Source organism: Amycolatopsis rhizosphaerae (assembly GCF_007713715.1).
GTDB lineage: Bacteria > Actinomycetota > Actinomycetes > Mycobacteriales > Pseudonocardiaceae > Amycolatopsis_E > Amycolatopsis_E rhizosphaerae.
This window is the reverse complement of record NZ_VJWX01000793.1, coordinates 1-1,806: the sequence shown is the minus strand read 5'-3', so window position 1 is coordinate 1,806 and position 1,806 is coordinate 1. Positions and strand designations below refer to the sequence as shown.

The window sequence follows — 1,806 nt, the reverse complement described above, 5'->3', positions numbered from 1 at the left end:
GGCCACACTCATCACGCAATGGCAATGCAACCAAGAAAACGCGAACAAGTCACACGAAGAAGCCGCGTAAACGGGGTATTTCGCTTCCCATTCCGCCGCCGACGAGGGATAATGGGAGCCGAACACCTACCGCCCGTGAGCTGCATTTTCATATCAAATAACCGGTGATCTGGCGACCCGGTGGTAGCCCAGAAACGGGCTACCACCGGGTCGCCAGGAAGGCGATATAAGGGAGCCGCACAATGGCGCGATCCGCGACCGCGCAGCGCACCAAGAAAGCTGCCATGACCACACTCGGCGACGACGTCCGAGTGGGGATCTACGTACGGCGCTCCACCGACGACGAGCACCAGCCCTACTCGATCGAAGCCCAGGACACCCGACTCGACGCCTACATAGGCTCCCAGCCCGGCTGGCGGCTCGTCGCGCGGTTCCCCGACGACGCCTCCGGCGCCAGCACGAAACGCGACGGCCTGGGCAAGGCGATGGCCGCCGCGCGAGCCGGGTTGATCGACGTGCTGCTGGTGTACCGGGTGGACCGGTTCTCCCGGAACCTGCGCGACATGGTGATGCTGCTCGACGAACTCGACTCCGCCGGGGTCGTGTTCCGGTCCGCGACCGAGCCGTTCGACACCTCCACCCCGATGGGCCGGATGCTGGTACAGATGCTGGGCATGTTCGCCCAGTTCGAACGCGACACCATCATCGACCGCGTCATCGCCGGAATGGAACGCAAGGCCGCCAAGGGAAAGTGGAAGGGCGGCAAACGTCCCTTCGGCTACCAAGTCGACAAGACCACCCACACGCTGATCGTCGACGAGCACGAGGCAGCCATCGTGCGGCTGATCTTCGACCTCTACACCCGTAACCGGCTCGGCTCCCGCGCCATCGCCAAAGTCCTCAACAACCGAGGACACCGCACCAGCTCCGGCGGCACGTGGTCCGGCTACCAAGTCATCCGCGCACTGAACAACCGCGTCTACCTCGGCGAGTTGACCTTCCGGGAGAACACCGTCACCGACACCCACGACGCGATCATCGACCCGAAACTATGGGAGCAGGCGCAAGACATCCTGGACGCGCGGGGCGAGTCCCACGCCCACCGCGCCGCATCCAGCTCCGACTACGTACTCACCGGGCGGCTTCGCTGCCCGAAATGCGGCAAGGCCATGATCGGCACACGGGCGACCGGGCGGAACAAGACCTACCGCTACTACACCTGCTGGAACCTCGCCCGCTACGACGCCAGCAAATGCGACTTCAAACGCCTCAACGCCGATGAAGTCGACGTCGCAATCCTCGACGCGCTCGCCACCTTCTACCGCACCCGCCACGACCTGATCCACGACGCCATCACCGCAGGACAAGCCCAGCACCGCGCCGCACACGCCGACCGGCACGCCGAACTCGCCACCGTCGACAACGAGATCACCAAGACCAGCCAGGCCATCGACCGCTACCTGGCCGCGTTCGAGCGCGGCACGATGGACGAAGACCTCGTCGCCAACCGGCTCGCCGAACTACGCACCAAAACCAAACAACTACACATCCGCCACGACGAACTCACCCTCGCCCTCGACGACGAGCCCACAGCCCCCGAGCCCGCTACCCTGACGGCGGTGGCCGACCGCATCACGGAGATCATCACCAGCGGCAGCCACAACCAGATCAAGGCACTTCTAGTACTGCAACGGCACTTGCTTGATCTGTAGTGGATCATGGTGTGTGTGGTGTTGGATCTTGTCGTGGGCCAGTTGGATGAGTTGCATGCGCGGATCGCGGGCCGGTTTGGGCGGTCGGAGCCGC

At 64.3% G+C, this 1,806-nt stretch carries 1 protein-coding gene; it reads left to right on the top strand.

Annotated features, from left to right (window positions below):
• The first annotated feature begins 242 nt into the window (after positions 1 to 242).
• Positions 243 to 1,712 carry a recombinase family protein gene (locus tag FNH05_RS36895; protein ID WP_246128162.1) on the top strand — a complete coding sequence of 490 codons (1,470 nt, stop codon included), beginning with the start codon at positions 243 to 245 and terminating at the stop codon, positions 1,710 to 1,712.
• Positions 1,713 to 1,806 lie beyond the last annotated feature (94 nt).